The organism is Arthrobacter sp. zg-Y1143 (assembly GCF_030125565.1).
In the GTDB taxonomy this organism is placed as follows: Bacteria; Actinomycetota; Actinomycetes; order Actinomycetales; family Micrococcaceae; genus Arthrobacter_B.
Genome location: NZ_JASKLW010000007.1, coordinates 22,973 through 38,486 on the forward strand (window position 1 = coordinate 22,973; position 15,514 = coordinate 38,486).

At 66.0% G+C, this 15,514-nt stretch carries 14 protein-coding genes, 1 tRNA gene and 1 other RNA gene; 9 read left to right on the forward strand and 7 right to left on the reverse strand.

Features of this window, described 5'->3' with window-relative positions:
* The first annotated feature begins 95 nt into the window (after nt 1-95).
* Nucleotides 96-1,358 (forward strand): glycosyltransferase 87 family protein, encoded by a 1,263-nt coding sequence (locus QNN98_RS10440; protein ID WP_283996994.1) that lies wholly within the window; start codon nt 96-98, stop codon nt 1,356-1,358.
* Here QNN98_RS10440 and mptB read toward each other — a convergent pair.
* Nucleotides 1,324-2,862, reverse strand: a complete 1,539-nt coding sequence (gene mptB, locus QNN98_RS10445) for a polyprenol phosphomannose-dependent alpha 1,6 mannosyltransferase MptB (RefSeq protein ID WP_283996995.1) — start codon at nt 2,860-2,862, stop codon at nt 1,324-1,326. The genes QNN98_RS10440 and mptB overlap by 35 nt on opposite strands.
* 307 nt (nt 2,863-3,169) lie before the next feature.
* On the opposite strand from mptB, the gene QNN98_RS10450 reads away from it, so the two are divergent.
* The 5 genes from QNN98_RS10450 (at nt 3,170) to def (ending at nt 6,738) form a co-directional block, all read left to right on the forward strand.
* On the forward strand, nt 3,170-3,910 hold the full coding sequence (locus tag QNN98_RS10450) for a hypothetical protein (RefSeq protein WP_283996996.1): 741 nt from the start codon (nt 3,170-3,172) through the stop codon (nt 3,908-3,910).
* Between the two features lie 60 nt (nt 3,911-3,970).
* Nucleotides 3,971-4,573: an oligoribonuclease gene (orn, locus tag QNN98_RS10455; protein ID WP_227911663.1), complete on the forward strand. Its 603-nt coding sequence runs from the start codon at nt 3,971-3,973 to the stop codon at nt 4,571-4,573.
* Nucleotides 4,574-4,713: 140 nt separating this feature from the next.
* Nucleotides 4,714-4,789 (forward strand) — tRNA-His (locus QNN98_RS10460).
* Between the two features lie 166 nt (nt 4,790-4,955).
* Nucleotides 4,956-6,113 (forward strand): acyl-CoA dehydrogenase family protein, encoded by a 1,158-nt coding sequence (locus QNN98_RS10465; protein ID WP_283996997.1) that lies wholly within the window; start codon nt 4,956-4,958, stop codon nt 6,111-6,113.
* A gap of 52 nt (nt 6,114-6,165) precedes the next feature.
* Entirely contained in the window at nt 6,166-6,738 is a 573-nt protein-coding gene (gene def, locus QNN98_RS10470) for a peptide deformylase (protein WP_227911665.1), read from the forward strand.
* Between the two features lie 65 nt (nt 6,739-6,803).
* Here def and QNN98_RS10475 read toward each other — a convergent pair whose 3' ends face one another.
* The 3 genes from QNN98_RS10475 to rnpB form a co-directional block, all read right to left on the reverse strand.
* Complete coding sequence (locus QNN98_RS10475) at nt 6,804-8,267, reverse strand: glyceraldehyde-3-phosphate dehydrogenase (protein WP_283996998.1); 1,464 nt, start codon at nt 8,265-8,267, stop codon at nt 6,804-6,806.
* Nucleotides 8,268-8,383: 116 nt separating this feature from the next.
* Nucleotides 8,384-9,691: an MFS transporter gene (locus tag QNN98_RS10480; protein ID WP_283996999.1), complete on the reverse strand. Its 1,308-nt coding sequence runs from the start codon at nt 9,689-9,691 to the stop codon at nt 8,384-8,386.
* Between the two features lie 143 nt (nt 9,692-9,834).
* Nucleotides 9,835-10,236, reverse strand: an RNA gene (rnpB, locus tag QNN98_RS10485) — RNase P RNA component class A.
* A gap of 70 nt (nt 10,237-10,306) precedes the next feature.
* On the opposite strand from rnpB, the gene QNN98_RS10490 reads away from it, so the two are divergent.
* A complete protein-coding gene (locus tag QNN98_RS10490) occupies nt 10,307-11,074 on the forward strand; it encodes a YaaA family protein (RefSeq protein ID WP_283997000.1) in 768 nt (255 codons plus the stop codon).
* Here QNN98_RS10490 and QNN98_RS10495 read toward each other — a convergent pair whose 3' ends face one another.
* The 3 genes from QNN98_RS10495 to QNN98_RS10505 form a co-directional block, all read right to left on the reverse strand.
* A complete protein-coding gene (locus QNN98_RS10495) occupies nt 11,075-12,091 on the reverse strand; it encodes a reverse transcriptase-like protein (protein WP_349643220.1) in 1,017 nt (338 codons plus the stop codon).
* Nucleotides 12,092-12,094: 3 nt separating this feature from the next.
* Nucleotides 12,095-12,835: a zinc ribbon domain-containing protein gene (locus tag QNN98_RS10500; RefSeq protein WP_227911669.1), complete on the reverse strand. Its 741-nt coding sequence runs from the start codon at nt 12,833-12,835 to the stop codon at nt 12,095-12,097.
* 67 nt (nt 12,836-12,902) lie between these two features.
* On the reverse strand, nt 12,903-13,817 hold the full coding sequence (locus tag QNN98_RS10505) for a Nif3-like dinuclear metal center hexameric protein (RefSeq protein WP_227911670.1): 915 nt from the start codon (nt 13,815-13,817) through the stop codon (nt 12,903-12,905).
* A gap of 143 nt (nt 13,818-13,960) precedes the next feature.
* On the opposite strand from QNN98_RS10505, the gene msrA reads away from it, so the two are divergent.
* Together msrA and cysK are read left to right on the forward strand one after the other, a co-directional pair.
* Nucleotides 13,961-14,485 carry a peptide-methionine (S)-S-oxide reductase MsrA gene (msrA, locus tag QNN98_RS10510; protein WP_227926107.1) on the forward strand — a complete coding sequence of 175 codons (525 nt, stop codon included), beginning with the start codon at nt 13,961-13,963 and terminating at the stop codon, nt 14,483-14,485.
* Nucleotides 14,486-14,568: 83 nt separating this feature from the next.
* On the forward strand, nt 14,569-15,504 hold the full coding sequence (gene cysK, locus QNN98_RS10515) for a cysteine synthase A (protein ID WP_227911672.1): 936 nt from the start codon (nt 14,569-14,571) through the stop codon (nt 15,502-15,504).
* The last annotated feature ends 10 nt before the right edge of the window (nt 15,505-15,514 follow it).

Sequence of the window (15,514 nt, forward strand, 5' to 3'; positions counted from 1 at the left end):
GCCGGATTGCATGCCGGGCACCGGACGCCGGTAGCCTTATCGCTGTGCCCGCGTGCGGCACGGCAACGGTTTGAGCTAAGGAGCACCACCCTCGCATGTCCCGGATTCCGGCAACCTTTCAGCGGCGGATACTGAGCCCGTCGGCCCTCTGGACGGCGTTTGCCGTGGTCCATCTGGGCTTCCTCGCCGCCCTGGCTCCCTTGATTCTCGACGGCGGGGCGCTGAGCGATGTGAACTTCTACCGGCAGTGGGCGTTTGACGGCCTGAGCCATGGCCATTGGCTGGTCTTTGACACTGCGTGGGTGTATCCCGTCCTCGCGCTGGCCCCCATGGTGCTTGCGGCGCTGTTCGGGTTCGGCGCGTACCAGTTCGTCTGGTTCCTGCTGTTCACGGCGCTGAACGCCGGCGCGGTCGCCGTCCTGGCCCGCCGGGCCGGAGCCGGCGGCACCGCTGCCGCGTACTGGTGGCTCGCGGCCACTGCCCTGCTGGGGCCCGTGGCGGTGGGGCGCGTGGATGGGCTGACCGCTCCCCTGGTGATCATGGGCCTGCTCTTCCTGGCAACCCGACCGGTGCTTGCCTCGGCGCTGCTGTCCGTGGCCACCTGGATCAAGGTTTGGCCGGCTGCCGTTATCCTCGCGGTGCTGGTCGCCTGGAAGAAGCGGCTCACGCTGCTCGCCACCGGTGCCGCCGTGTCCGCTGCCGTTGCCGTCACCGTCGCCCTAGGCGGCGGCCTGCGGCACCTGCTGAGTTTCTTCGGCGAACAGGGGGCCCGCGGGATGCAGATGGAGGCTCCCTTCACGACGCCGGGGCTGTGGCAGGCGATCCTGGGTTCATCGGATGCCCATATTTACGAGGACAAGATCATCAATACCCGCGAGGTCCGCGGTGCCCTCGGCGAGCCGGTGGCCGCGCTGATGACGCCGCTGCTCGCACTGGCCGCCCTCGCCGTCGTCGGACTGCTGATTTGGGCGCTTCGCCGCGGCGCCGATCCGCGCTCCCTGCTGATCTCCGGCTCGCTGGCCCTGGTGGCCGCATTTATTGTCTTCAACAAGGTTGGATCACCGCAGTTCATGCTGTGGCTCGGTGCCGTCACGGCGGTGGGGCTGGCATGGGAGGGCCGGGACTGGAAAGTGCCCGGGATCCTGATGCTGGCCATCGCCGCCCTGACCACGCTGGTTTATCCGATGTTCTACGCAGCCCTGTACAACGACCTGAACATCGCCGTGGCGCTGCTGCTGACCGCCCGCAACGTCCTGCTGCTGGTGCTGTTCGGCTGGGCGCTGGCGCGGGTCAGCACGCTGACCCGCGCCGGCGGGAACCGGGTCAGTGCCGCAGTTCTCCCGGAGCAGGCGCCGTAAGCTTCTTGCGGAACAGGACCTTGGTCTTGGGGTCCAGGAAGATCAGGTACAGCGCGAAGCCCAGTGCCGTCACGGCGGCAATCTGCCGGGCCGCGCTGAGGCTGAACTCGAAGTAGGGCCAGATATCGAGCTGGTCGCTGATCGCGTAGACCATAAAGAAGGACACGAACAGGTACAGGGTCTTGGCCTGCCAGTCATCGCGGATACCGGTCACGGCGAAGAGCGGGATGAGCCAGACCACGTACCAGGACTGGATCATGGGCGCGAGCATTACGATGGCGGCGAAGGCCAGGGTCAGCCGGCGGATCAGCCGGCTGTACTCACCCACGAACATCTGCCACAGCACAATTCCCACGGATGCCAGCCGTCCGATGGTGTGGACAACATCGGCCATGGTCCAGCCGGGCAGTCCCAGCGCGTTGCCGAGGGTGGCAACCAGCATGCCGGCGAAACCGACCGGCGCGTACCAGATCCATACACTGCCCGGGGTGCTCAGGGCACCCACCCAGCCGAACCCGAAACCGTTGATCAGGCCCATGATCCACAGCAGCCCCAGTGACATGGCGGCCGTGATGAACCAGTAGGTGAACCTGCGCCGCCAGGATGCGTTCTTGCCGGCCCACAGCAGGCCTATGAACGGAAGGAAGATGATGGTGATCGGCTTGATGCCGATCGACAGTGTGACCAGCAGGATGCCGGCTACGGGACGCTTGGTGGCGGCAAGGTAGAGCCCGGCCAGCGCCAACCCGATCATCAGGGCGTCATTGTGGATGCTGGCGATGAAGTTGGTCAGGAACAGCGGGTTCGCTGCCGTGAGCCACAGCGCGCGGTTGGGATTGATCCCGTGCAGTTCAGCCAGCTTCGGCACGAAATACACGCACATTGCCACACCGATGACGGCGATCAGCCGGAACAGCAGGATGGAGAACTCGGTCTGGCCGTTCGTTACCAGAACCACCAGCTGCTCCAGCCAGAGGAACACCGGACCGTACGGGGTGGGGCTCTGTGCCCACAGATCGTCGGCGCCGATCTGCAGGTAGTTGGAGATCTGCGAGTAGCCGTCCTTGTACGGGTTCAAACCGCTGACCATCACCAGGCCCTGGGCGATATAGGCGAACACGTCGCGGCTGAACAGCGGCAGCGTGAAGCACAGGGGCGCCGCCCAGGCAATGACCGCCTTCAGGATGACCGGCCGGGACTCCGGGCCCCAGCCTTTCATCCGCTGGCCCAGCCGGAGCCAGGAGCGCACCAGCAGCATGCCGCCCGTGGACAGGAGCAGCACGGCGACGACGGCGCCGAAGGGCTCGTCGAAACGCATCCAAATGATCACCGGGTTGCTGCGCAGGCTGGCGGATGCCAGTGAAAGCCAGCCCACCCCGAAGGATCCGGCGAGCATCATGAGGGAGCCGATGAACCCCTGAATGATCGCTATGTTGGGACGGTCGGCTTTAGCTATCTCCGGGCCCGGAGACGAAGGCTCGGTCGCGGGGACCTGCGCGGTCATCTACGTGGTTCCAATCTCTGGGGTGAACACGATTCCTGCGGGCCTGGCGGCGGACAGGGCGGCGCCTCACCCTAAAGCAGGGCAGCATAGAGCCCGGGCACCGTCAATAGGCTGATATTAGCATCGCGGCCCGGGCAAACCCGGCGCGCGCGACGCGGCGAAGTCAATCCCGGGCCCGGACACAGCGTCGCTTAGACTGAAGCTCCAGATGTGATTTTTGATGCAAGTAAAAGGCAAGGCGGTAAAGGCTGTGGGGCGCCACCGGGCAGAACCTGTAAGGAAAGCTGTAACTAAACCCGCGCATCCGTTGGGGACCGTTCCCGCACGTGCCGCAACCCGGGATGCCCCGGCCGGGCACCCGGGCCACCCGGGCAAAGCGGGCAAAGAACACAGCCGGGCAGGCCGAAACCACACGCAGCAGCGCCGCAGCCCGGAACTGCTGGGCTGGGGGTTGTTCCTCACCCTGATAGGAGCAGCCGCCATGGTGTGGGTGGAGGTACCCCCGTCCGCGGTTGCGGTGACGTCGTCGCTGCTCCTCTTCGCCTTCGGCGTCGCATGGTGCTTCTCCCCCGCGCCGGCTTCCCCGGCCGCTGTTGCCGGTTCTTCGGTCCCTGCCCTGGCTCCCGCACCGGCTCCCGCAGCGGATTCCGTCCCTGCGCCGCCCGCAGTTTCAGTCCAGGCACCCGTTCCCATCCCCGCCACGCGCGCTGCCACACCCGCTTCCCGCCCCACCGCAGCCGCGCCAACCCGCCCGGCACTGCGGCCCTCCCCTGCACAGCAGCCCTCTGCACTACAGCCCTCCCCCGCACTGCGCCCCGCCCCGCAGCCGGCGCGGATGGACCGTCCGGCCCCGCACGGGCGGCGTGCAGCCGCCATGCCGGTTGTTCATGAGATGCCGGCTGAACCCAGCCGGTGGACGCGCACCTTCGGCCCCCCGGAAACGGGCCAGATCCCGCTGCAGCCTTACCTTGCGCGAACGCCCGCCCCCCTCGTGACGGCGGACGCAGAACTGCCGGACCGCCGCCAGCGGAGCCACTCCAGCCTGTAGCCGCCCGCCCGCGCCTCCGGTTTCCCGCCTGCCGGGCGGCGGACGCGGTACATTGGATTCGTGCCAATAACTAATGAACGTATGGTCTGGATCGACTGCGAAATGACCGGTCTGGACATTGAATCCGATGCCCTCATTGAGGTGGCCGTCCTGGTCACGGACTCCGAGCTGAACATCCTCGGCGACGGCGTAGACGTGGTGATCAAGCCGGACGACGCCGCTTTGTCCCAGATGGGCGACTTCGTGCGCCAGATGCACACCACTTCCAAGCTTCTGGACGAGCTCCCGAACGGCATTTCGATGGCTGAGGCCGAGGCCGCGGTTATCGAATACATCACCAAGTGGGTTCCGGAACCCAAAAAGGCCCAGCTGGCCGGCAATTCCGTAGGCACGGACAAGATGTTCCTCGCCCGCGACATGCCCGAGGTCATCAATTACCTCCATTACCGGATCATCGACGTCTCCACCATCAAGGAACTGGCGCGGCGCTGGTACCCGCGCGCGTATTTCCAGGCCCCCGCCAAGAACGGCGGACACCGGGCACTGGGCGATATCCGCGATTCCATCAATGAGCTGCGCTACTACCGGGAGGCAGTTTTCGTGCCCGCTCCGGGGCCGGATTCCGCCACGGCCAAGAAGATCGCCGCGGGAATCGGAAGTTAGCTCCGTCACAAAACCTGCCTCCGGTGGCGGTTGTGTCAGAAGCACTCAAAAAACCGTGTAAGCTTGATTCCGCTGCCTCAGATAAATGAGTCCGCAAGACCACTCGCCTGGACTTCGCGGATGAACGTTTGAGGCACATGGTGGGTATAGCTCAGTTGGCAGAGCGCCTGGTTGTGGTCCAGGAGGTCGCGGGTTCAACCCCCGTTACTCACCCCAATGAGGCTGGCGGTTACAGCTTCGAAAGGCCGCCTCGGATGATTCCGGGGCGGCCTTTCCTGTGTGTGTTTGACTGTTAGCCTCAGGGGCGATCACTGCCGCTGCGGGCACAGCCCGGCAACAACCCCTACGCCTACGCGTGGCTTATCAATGAGGAGGCGCCGCCTTGGAGCGCAGACTGTTCGAAGAGGACCATGAGCTGTTCCGGGAAGTCGTCCGGGAATTCGACGCCCGCGAAGTCGCCCCCGGGTATGCGGACTGGGACGCCGCGCACATGATGCCGCGCCGGCTGTGGAAGGCTGCCGGTGAGCAGGGCCTGCTTGGCCTGGCTGTCCCCGAGGAGTTCGGCGGGGCGGGCATGCCGGATTACCGCTTCCGGGCGGTAATGGACGAGGAATTCGCCCGTGCCAACCATCTCGCCGTCGGCCTGGCCTTCCACCTGCATGACGACATGGTCCTCCCCCACCTGCTCGCCTACGGCTCAGATGAACTGAAGGAACGCTGGCTGCCGGGCATGGTCTCCGGGGACAAGGTCACCTCCGTCGCCTGGACCGAGCCCGGCGCTGGCAGCGACCTGCGCGGCATCCGCACCAAGGCTGTACGCACCGACGACGGCGGCTGGCGCATCAGCGGCCAGAAGACGTTCATCGGCAACGGCATCAGCGGAGACGCTTCCCTGGTCCTGGCCCGCACTGACGGCGGGACGGGCCGCGGGCAGCGGGACTCCTTCAGCATGTTCATGGTGGAGAAAACCGAGGGGTACAGCACCGGCCGGCAGCTGGACAAAATGGGCCTGAAGGCCTCGGACACCGCCGAGCTGTTCTTCGATGATGTGTTCGTCCCGGCGGTGAACCTCGTGGGCGAGGTCGGCCGCGGCCTGGAATACGCCGAAGGGCAGCTGCCGCAGGGCAGGCTGGCCATTGCCGTTGCCTCCTCCGCAGTTGCGCGCCGGATTTTCGAAGCCACGGTGGAGTACACCAAGGAGCGCAACGCCTTCGGGGAGCGGATCGCCGACTTCCAGAACAGCCGGTTTGCCCTCGCCGATATCGAAACCGAAGTCGAAGCCACTGAAGCGTACGTGGATTCCGCCGTCACCGCCTTCAACGAAGGCAAGCTGGATGCCGTTTCTGCCGCCAAGGCCAAGCTCTGGGCCAGTGAGCGGGCCAAGTCCATTACGGACCGGTGCCTGCAGCTGCACGGCGGCTACGGCTACATCCTCGAATACCCGGTGGCCCAGGCGTTCCTGGCTGCCCGCCTGCTGACCATCTTCGGCGGCACCAGCGAAATCATGCGGGAAGTCATCGGACGCGGCATCGTCCGCTAGCACCGCCGCGGCCCCGGCCGCCCTCCCCCATCCAGACGAAAGAAAGACAGCAATGACCGTACGTCCCATCGTTATCCACGGCGAACCCGTACTGCACCGCCGGGCGTTGCCGGTGGAGGAGTTCAACGACGAACTGCGCACCCTCGTCGCGGACATGTACGAGACCATGGATGTCGCCAACGGTGTCGGCCTGGCCGCCCCGCAGGTGGGCGTGGGCCTGCGCCTGTTCACGTTCGCCTATGAGAACGACGACGACGCTCCCGACCGCGGCGTGCTCATCAATCCGGTGCTGATCACTTCCAAGGTTCCCGGCGCCGCGCCGGACCCGGACGAAACCTCCGAGGGCTGCCTCTCCGTTCCCGGCGAGAACTTCCCGGTGAACCGGGCGGAATGGGTCAAGGTATCCGGTTTCGACGAAAACGGTACCCCGGTCGAGTTCGAGGCGACGGACTGGTTTGCCCGTGTGATCCAGCACGAGTATGACCATCTGGACGGCAAGCTCTACGTGGACCGGCTCAACGACCGCTGGAGCCGCAAGGCCCGGAAGGTCATCAAGGCCCAGGGCTGGACCGTCCCCGGCCACAGCTGGATGCCGGGCGTGGATCCGGACCCGTTCGGCCACTAGGGCGGACAGCAACGCAGGAGGGCCCGCATGATATCCTGCGGGCCCTCCTGCGTCAGCGGTCGGTCCTAGCCGGCGATCGAGGCCAGGGACTGTGCCAAGGGGAATGCCGGCGGATTCACGTGCGCCATCTCCTCCAGCACCCGGACCACCTGGCAGCTGTAGCCGAACTCGTTGTCATACCAGACGTACAGCACCAGGTTTGTGCCGTTGGAAATGGTGGCCAGGCCGTCCACGATCCCGGCCCGCTTGGAACCGACGAAGTCGCTGGAGACCACCTCGGGGGAATCGATGTAGTCGATCTGCTTGTGCAGCGGCGAGTTCAGCGACGTCTCCCGCAGGTAGGCGTTGACCTCTTCCTTGTCCGTGGCCGTTTCGAGGTTCAGGTTCAGGATGGCCATGGACACATCGGGGGTGGGCACCCGGATGGCGTTGCCGCTGAGCTTGCCGGCCAGTTCGGGCAGCGCCTTGGCCACGGCCTTGGCGGCCCCGGTTTCGGTGATGACCATGTTCAGCGCAGCGGAGCGGCCGCGCCGGTCCCCGTTGTGGAAGTTGTCGATCAGGTTCTGGTCATTGGTGAACGAGTGCACCGTTTCCACGTGCCCGTTTACAATTCCGTACTTGTCATTGAGGACCTTCAGCACCGGGGTAATCGCATTGGTGGTGCAGGAGGCGGCAGTGATAATCCGGTCTTCGTCCGTAATGGAGCCGTGGTTGATGCCGTGCACAATGTTCTTCAGGTTTCCCTTGCCCGGCGCGGTCAGCAGGACGCGGGACACGCCCTTGGCAGCCAGGTGCTGCGAGAGCCCTTCTTCGTCCCGCCAGCGTCCGGTGTTGTCCACCACCACGGCGTCATTGATGCCGTATGAGGTGTAATCCACGGCCGCGGGATCGTTGGAGTAGATCACTTGGATCAGGGTGCCGTTGGCCAGGATGGTGTTGTTGTCCTCATCCACGGTGATGGTGCCGTTGAAGGCCCCGTGCACGGAATCGCGGCGCAGCAGGCTGGCACGCTTGATGAGGTCGTTGTCGGAGCCTTTCCGCACCACGATGGCACGCAGGCGAAGGCCCTGCCCGCCGCCGGCCTTTTCCACCAGGATGCGGGCGAGCAGGCGCCCGATGCGGCCAAAGCCGTAGAGGACGACGTCGGTGCTGGTGCGTTCATCGGCACCCCGCTTGCCGGCGACGTCGGCCAGTTCGGCCCGCAGGAACCCATGCAGGTCCCCGCCCTTCTCCTTGTACTTGTTGCCCATCCGCGCGAGGTCCACGGAGGCGGCTCCGAGTTCCAGCTCGGTCAGGGCTTTGAGCAGCGGATAGGTTTCCGAGACGGGCAGCTCCGCTTCGTCGATCTGGCGCGCAAACCGGTGCGCCTTCAGGATCTCGATCACCGATTTGTTCACCAGCGGACGTCCGTACACCGAGGTCACTACGCTGTTTTCCCGGTAGAGCCGTCCGATCAGCGGGATCATGGCCTCGGCGAGGGCTTCCCGGTCCATCCAAGTGTCAAGGCACGTATCGGAGTTGGAACTCACAGATCTTCACATCCTTTTCTCAGCCGGCACTGCGTTGTGCCGGTTGGCAGTAATGCCTCTAAGTGTATTAGGACACATCGCACCGGCCGGACGGCTCCCGGAGACGTTCGTCACACTCAGGAGGGGCGGAGCCGGGACGCTTCCTGGCCGGCCGGTTTCCCCGCCGCGCCTTCCGGTTCCAGGTCCTCGAGGTCCCGGACCCGGCGCAGCGGACCCAGGGCCGCGGCGAGCGGCGCGAGGGCGGCCACCAGGATGCCGGTCAATATGGCACCCCGGATGCCTACCAGCTCCACGAGGATGCCGGCGGCGAACGCCGCCAAAGCCAGCATTCCCCAAGTGATCATCCGCTGGGCGGACCCGAGCCGTCCGAGCATCTGCGGCGGGCATACCCGCTGCCGGAACGTGGTGGACACAACGATGTTCAGGGAAATGGCGAACCCCGCCACAAACAGGCCGATGAAGCCGGCCGCCATTCCCCATCCGGGTGAAATCAGCAGCAGGCTGGCGTAACCGGCCACGGCCGGGAACATGGAATACCGCCACACCCGGCCCGAGCCGACGCGTGAGGCTATCCGTTTGACGGAGAGTCCGCCCAGGGTGCCGCCCACCGCCGTGGCCGCAGTCAGCAGGCCCAGCATGCCCGGCGTCTCCCCCAGGGACCGGATCACCAGGAGGACCAGCAGCGAGACCACGATGTTTCCACCCAGGTTCCACAGCGCCCCCGTCACAAGGAGCATTCGCAGCGGCAGCGTACTGAAGACATAACGCACGCCCTCCCCCATGTCCCGGAGCACCCGCCGGTCCTTCGTCCGGTCGGGCCGGGGTTCACGGATGTCCAGGCGCAGGATGGCAGCCAGTGAGCCCAGGGAGGCCGCAACCTGCAGCAGGAGGGCATTGGAAGCTCCCCACGCGCCGGTGACCCAGCCACCCAGGGCCCGCCCGCCGGCGTCGCCGAAGGCACCCGAGCCGGTCATCAGTCCGTTGCCCTCGACCAGTTCTTCCCGGGCCACGGCGCTGGGAACCAGTGCCTGCTCAGCGAGGGTGAAAAACACTGCGGCAAGCCCGGCGCCGAAAGAAACGGCGAAAAGCTGGACCACGGTCAGCAGGTCCAGCCACCAGGCCACGGGCAGGCTGGCCAGGAGCAGTGTCCTGACAGCGAGGGAGGCCACAATCACGGGCCGGCGCCGGTACCGGTCCACCAGCACTCCTATGGGCAAACCGAAGAGCAGCCAGGGCAGGAAAGTCATGCCCGCAAGGACCGCTACGGTGAAATTCGACGCATCCAGTTCAGTCACCGCAATAACGGGCAGGGCAACGCTGGTAACGGCACCGCCGAAAATTCCGGCAGTCGAAGAAATCCACAACCTCCGGAAATTGGCGTTGCGGATAACCAAAGGTTTCCGGGCTGCCTCGGTTTGGGACATTGCCACAGAATAGCCCAGCGTCCGATTAATCCAACCCGTTGCGGCCCAAACCGTATCCAATTGCAGGAAACCCCGGCAAAAGGTGCGCCATTGTTGAGCGCTTAAGCGGTTTCCCGGGCGGCCCGGGGAAATGCGGGCGGGGGTGGACGGGTTGGCCGATAAGCCGGGTTTTGTGCGTCCGGTCCGTTACCGGGCCGGACGGAGCAATCATCCATCTAGGGCCGCCGTTGCCGGCGGCCTCAAGCGGCCTACCCGGACACATCGGGCGGGCAGCCCTCAAACGTGTCCTGTATGGCCTTGCTCCGGGTGGGGTTTACCTAGCCGTCCCGGTCACCCGGGACGCTGGTGGTCTCTTACACCGCCTTTTCACCCTTACCTGCGGACCGGCAAAACCGGTCTGCGGGCGGTTTGTTTTCTGTGGCACTGGCCTGCGGGTTTCCCCGAGTGGGCGTTACCCACCACCCTGCCCTGCGGAGCCCGGACTTTCCTCGGCGGCAGCGGCGTCCCGAAGGCAGCCGCACCGACGCGATTGCCTGGCCAACCCGTCCACGGTCAACTCTACCGTCCCCGCGGACCCGCCCCGGACCCGCCGCCCGGCTCGCGTAGGATTAACCGGTGCTGATTCTGCTCCCGCCCTCCGAAGGCAAAACCCCGGCGCCGGCCGGTCCGGCCCTGGACCTGTCCCGCCTCCACTTTCCGCTGCTGTCCGAACCGCGCGGACTGGTCCTGAAAGCACTGGCCGAAACCAGCCGGTCCGATGCGGCGCTGGAAGTGCTGGGAGTCGGTGCCACCTTGGCCGCGGAAGTGCAGCGCAATACCGTGCTGGCGGAGCAGCCGTGCGCGCCCGCGCACCGGGTGTACACCGGTGTTCTGTACGACGCCCTGGGCTATGCCTCGCTGCCGGCAGCATCGCAGCGCCGGGCAGATGACGCAGTGCTGGTGATGTCGGCTCTCTGGGGCGCCCTGGGCTTCGCCGATCCCATTCCGGCCTACCGGCTGTCCATGTCCGTCCGGCTGCCGGAAACGGGCCGCCTGGCCGCGTTCTGGAAACAGCATCTGACCGGGCCCCTGGACGAATACGCCGGGACTTCACTGGTGGTGGACTGCCGGTCCAGTACCTACGCCGCGGCCTGGGCGCCGGACCCGCAGCGCACCGCTGCGGTGAACGTGTTCCAGATCCGGGACGGCAAACGCAAAGTGGTCTCGCATTTCGCCAAGCACACCCGCGGCGAGCTGGCCCGGCACCTGCTGGTGCGTCAGGGGGCCGAGCCAGCCACGCCGCAGGAGCTGCTAGCGGCCGCCGCTGAGAAGTGGGAGGCCGAGCTGATGGCTCCGGCAGGCCGGAAGCCCTATCAGCTCAACATCATCCTGCCCGAGCAGTAACTACTGCCGCGCAGCGACCAGTTCGACTTCGAAGCCCTCATCGTTTTCGAGGTACGCGGCATAGTGGTCCGGCCCGCCGGCGTGCGGATGCCGGTCAGCGAAAAGCATGCTCCACCCGTGGCTCGCAGCGCGGCGGGCCAGCAGCTCGACGTCGGCCTCGGTGCCTGCGGCGAACGCGAGGTGGTTCAGGCCCGGACGGCGCCGGGAGTACGGGCCGCGCTCGACGTCGGGACCAGACTCCAGCACTATGTAGCCGTCCGCTCCCTGCCAGCTGGCTCCGGTGTCCCAGGTGTCCTTGCGGACGTAGCCGAGCCGCTCCAGCAGCCAGCCCAGCGACTTTTCGGCGGCCGGGAAGTCGTTGACCCAAACCTCTGCGTGATGCAGCCGTCCCGTGGGGGTCGGCGCCGGGGCAGGTTCCTGGGCGGCTACAGGTTCCTGGGCGGCTGCCGTGTCCTGGGCGGCTGCCGTGTCCTGGGCGGCTGCCGGTGCCTGCCCGGCCGCCATAACCGAGTCTGCCCGCGGTTTCCACGGCACGCCGGCAGTGCCGGCATCCATGGCCTCATTGGAGAGCCGGTCCGCGTCCTTGTTCAACTCACGCGGAATCCACTGGTACTTCACCCGTTGCGGGTTCACTATGGAGCGGGCTTTCGCCGCCAGCTTCTGCATGTCGGCGTGCTTGATCTTCCAGCGGCCGCTCATCTGCTCCACAACGAGCTTGGAGTCCATCTTGGCCAGGATCCAGCAGTCGGGATCAATCCCGTGGGCCAGCTCCAACGCCGCTATGAGGCCGGAATACTCGGCCACGTTGTTGGACACCCGGCCCACGTATTCGGCTTTCTCGGCGAGGATGCGGCCGGTGTCCGGGTCCCGTACGAGCGCGCCGTAACCGGCAATCCCGGGGTTGCCCCGGGAGCCGCCGTCGGCTTCCACAATCAGGGTGCGGCGCTGGCCGCCGGCCGGGGTGCGGGCAGCCGGGGACTGCGCGCCGGAGTCGGGCTCCGGGTCAAACAGTGTCACTGCTCAGCTGCTCCACTCGTCCGAGCGGACCAGGATGCACCCGGAGTCGGGGCAGAACACGATGTCATCCGCGGCTGCCTTGCGGATGTCCGCGAGGTCGCCCGGGCTGAGCTGCATGCCCGACCCCTCGGAGGTGCCGTGGAACAGCCGGGCCGCGCCGATGCCGTGCTTGGACAGGGTCTTTTCATAAACGGCAAGCAGGGCCGGCTCGAAGGTGTCGGCCAGTTCTTCGCGGCGTGCTTGTGCGTCGGCGCTGTCCGCCTCGATCACGGCGAGTTCGGCGTCGCGCTTTTCCTCGAGCTCACGGCGCTTGGCGTGCAGTTCCTCCAGCGCGGTTCCAGCTTCTCCCTGCCGTGTGCGGGCGGCTTCGAGCCGTTCCATCACGTCCAGTTCCACGTCTTCAAGATCGGAGCGGCGCCGCTCAAGCGAGACGATTTCGGCCTGCAGGGCCGTCAGTTCCTTGGAACCGCCCTTACCGCTGTCCAGGTGCTGCTGGTCCCGGGTCATCCGGGCCACTACGGATGCGACGTCGGCTTCGGCGCGCGTGAGCTCGCGTTCAATGTCGGCCACCTCGGTGCCGGCGGACACGCGTGCCTTTTCGGCGGCAGCAACGGAATCGGCCAGGGAAGCGATCTCGGGATTGTTGCTAACGTTGCGGACCTGGTTGCGCAGGGCCTTGAGCCTGCTGTCCAGGGCCTGCAGATCCAGCAGCCTCAGCTGCTCCGCGGGCGATGCTTTTGCCACCGAAAACCTCCGTGTATATCCGGACCTGCCTGGCCCGGCTCTCCTAAGCCTATGCCACCGCGCGGCATCACTTGAGCCCGGGTGTCAGTACAAAGTCCCACGGATCGGTGTTCACGCCGCTGACCCGCACCTCAGCAGTGAAGCCCTGGTCATTCAGGACGTTCTCCAGCGCCGCGGCGGCGGGGGTAAGCCACAGCCACTCACTGCCGAAATGCGAGACGTCTATAAGGTAAGGCCGGCCGTTGCCGCCAAGGGCACGCTCGCGCAGTTCCGACGCCGGGTGGTGTCGGAGGTCGGCTGTGACGTACACGTCGGCACGCTCGGAGCGCACGGCGTCGAACAGGCTGTCCCCGGCGCCGCCGCACACGGCTACCCGGCGGACCAGGCCGTCGGCGTCCCCTGCCACACGGACCCCGCCTGCAACGGCAGGCAGGAGGCCGAACACCAGCTTGGCGAAGTCAGCGAGGCTGAGCACCTCGGGCAGTTCACCGACGCGGCCTATCCCCTCTTCGGGCAGCCCCTCGGCAGCCGGGACCAGCGGAGAAACGTTTCGGAGCCCAAAGGCGTCTGCAAGCACATCGGACACACCGCCCACCGCGCTGTCACCGTTGGTATGCACGGTCAGCAGGGCGCAGCCGCCCTCGATCAGCCGGTGCACAGCCTCACCCTTGAAGCTGGAGGCGGCCACGGAATTCACCGGCTTCAGCAGCAGTGGGTGATGGGTGAGCAGCAGGTCGGCCCCCCATTCCAGGGCCTCGTCAATGACCTCCCGGGTGGGATCCACCGCAAACAGGACCTTGCGGACCTCCCTATCGGCCCGGCCTGCCACCAATCCCGGGGCATCCCAGTTCTCTGCCAGCGATTCGGGCCATAGTTCTTCGGCCGCCAGCAGGACGTCCCCCAGTGTGGGAACATCGGCTTCGGGTGCCTGGTGGCCGGCAGTATCTGCGCCGGCGCGCTCGTGGGGGTGCTCCGCTTCCATACGTTTAGTTCTACCCCGATGCCCTGCCCCGCTCAATTCCGCCGCACCTGCCGTGACGCAGGGAACACTGTGCGTCCGGGCCGGCAAAGCGCCCGTCGGCGGTCCGCGGGAATCAAAGCGGGCCCGGACGCATTGTTAAGGACATGAAGACGTACGTACTTGGCGGAGGCTGCTTCTGGTGCCTCGACGCCCTATACCGCAAGGTCCGCGGTGTCACCGATGTGGTGTCCGGCTACACCGGCGGCGCACTGCCCGACCCCGACTACGACAGCGTATGCTCCGGCACCACCGGCCATGCAGAAGTGGTGGCCGTGACCTTCGACGAGGATGTCATTCCCGGCGAGGTCATTCTGGACATGTTCTTCTCCCAGCACGATCCGACCACCTTGAACCGCCAGGGCTACGACGTCGGCACCCAGTACCGCTCGTCGATGTTCTACCGCGACGAGGACCAGCGCAAGGAATTCGAAGCTTCGCTGGAACGTGCACAGGAGAACTGGAAGGACCCCATCGTCACGGAAATCGTGCCGCTGCCGCGGTTCTACCCGGCGGAGGACTTCCACCAGGATTTCTACGCCAAGCACCCGGGTACCGGGTACTGCCAGGTGATTATCAACCCGAAGCTGGGCAAGGCACGCAAGTATTACTCCGGGTGGCTGCAGGATTAAGCGCGGCCAACGGCGCCGATAGGCTGGAACGGGCAAATGTCCGTCCGGCATTGTTCGATGAATTTTGAGGAATTGAGGAAAACATGGCTCGTATATATGACGATGTGACCCAGCTTGTGGGCGGGACTCCGCTGGTCCGGCTGAACCGGCTCGCGGCCGGCCTCCCGGCCCAGGTGGCCGTGAAGCTTGAGTTCTACAACCCCGCCAACAGTGTCAAGGACCGCATCGGCGTGGCCATTGTGGATGCCGCTGAGAAGGCCGGCGCCCTGAAGCCGGGCGGCACCATTGTGGAGGGCACCTCCGGCAACACCGGCATTGCCCTGGCCATGGTCGGCGCTGCCCGCGGTTACCGGGTCATCCTGACCATGCCCGAGACCATGTCGACCGAGCGCCGCGTCATGCTGCGCGCCTACGGAGCCGAGATTGTCCTGACCCCCGGTGCCGAAGGCATGCGCGGAGCGGTGGACAAGGCCAAGGAAATTGTTGCCACCACCGAGAACGCCATCTGGGCGCAGCAGTTCGCCAATGAAGCCAACCCCGCCATGCACCGCGCCACCACGGCCGAGGAAATCTGGGAAGATACCGACGGCAAGGTGGACATCTTTGTAGCCGGCATCGGCACCGGCGGCACCATCACCGGCGTCGGACAGGTCCTGAAGAAGCGCAAGCCGGGCGTGCAGATCGTGGCCGTGGAGCCCAAGGACTCCGCCATCCTCAACGGCGGCTCCCCCGGACCGCACAAGATCCAGGGCATTGGCGCGAACTTCGTACCTGAGATCCTCGACACCACCGTCTACGACGAGGTGTTCGACGCCTCCATCGAGGACTCCGTTGCTACTGCCCGTGCTCTGGGCACCCAGGAAGGCATTCTGGGCGGTATTTCTTCCGGTGCGATTGTGTGGGCCGCCCTGGAACTCGCCAAGCGCGAAGAGAACGCCGGTAAGCTGATTGTTGCCACCGTCTGCGACTTCGGAGAGCGTTACATCTCCACAGTCCTCTACGACGACATCCGCGGCTAGTACCGCGTAC

Bases quoted from the DNA above. Each gene is read 5' to 3' on its own strand.
- QNN98_RS10440 (WP_283996994.1), top strand. From the start codon at position 96: ATGTCCCGGATTCCGGCAACCTTTCAGCGGCGGATACTGAGCCCGTCG.
- mptB (WP_283996995.1), bottom strand. From the start codon at position 2,862: ATGACCGCGCAGGTCCCCGCGACCGAGCCTTCGTCTCCGGGCCCGGAG.
- def (WP_227911665.1), top strand. From the start codon at position 6,166: ATGACCGTACGTCCCATCGTTATCCACGGCGAACCCGTACTGCACCGC.
- QNN98_RS10480 (WP_283996999.1), bottom strand. From the start codon at position 9,691: ATGTCCCAAACCGAGGCAGCCCGGAAACCTTTGGTTATCCGCAACGCC.
- QNN98_RS10505 (WP_227911670.1), bottom strand. From the start codon at position 13,817: ATGGAAGCGGAGCACCCCCACGAGCGCGCCGGCGCAGATACTGCCGGC.
- msrA (WP_227926107.1), top strand. From the start codon at position 13,961: ATGAAGACGTACGTACTTGGCGGAGGCTGCTTCTGGTGCCTCGACGCC.
- cysK (WP_227911672.1), top strand. From the start codon at position 14,569: ATGGCTCGTATATATGACGATGTGACCCAGCTTGTGGGCGGGACTCCG.